The sequence below is a fragment of the Ensifer sp. NM-2 genome, from assembly GCF_003024455.1.
Lineage (GTDB): Bacteria > Pseudomonadota > Alphaproteobacteria > Rhizobiales > Rhizobiaceae > Ensifer > Ensifer canadensis.
The window spans coordinates 1-415 of sequence record NZ_PVZR01000157.1; the positions used below are offsets into that span (position 1 = coordinate 1).

At 74.9% G+C, this 415-nt stretch carries 1 protein-coding gene; it reads left to right on the forward strand.

Annotated elements, in window-relative coordinates:
• On the forward strand, positions 1-415 hold a 415-nt coding region (locus tag C6558_RS39265), incomplete at both ends, for an aldehyde dehydrogenase family protein (RefSeq protein ID WP_146161027.1).

Consider the following 415-nt stretch of genomic DNA (forward strand, 5'->3'; position numbering starts at 1 on the left):
GCAGGAGGGCGGCGTCCGCTTCACCGCGGAGACCGACTCCCTCAACGCCGCCATCCTCGGCCCGGACGCGGACCCGGAGTCCCCCGAGTTCGAGGCGTTCGTGAAGGCCGTCTTCCAGGAGATGACGGTCAAGGCCGGCCAGAAGTGCACGGCCATCCGCCGGGTGATCGTCCCGCAGGACCGGGTCGAGGCCGTGACCGCCGCCCTCACCGAGCGCCTGGCCGCGAAGGTCGTCCTGGGCGACCCGCGCGTCGAGGGCACCACCATGGGCGCCCTGGCCTCGAAGGAGCAGCAGGGCGAGGTCCGCGGCGCGGTGCAGCGCCTCGTCGACGCCGGCGGTCAGGTCCGCCTCGGCGGCCCCGAGGGCTCGACCGGTGACGCCGACGCCGAGTCCGGCGCGTTCTTCGCCCCCACG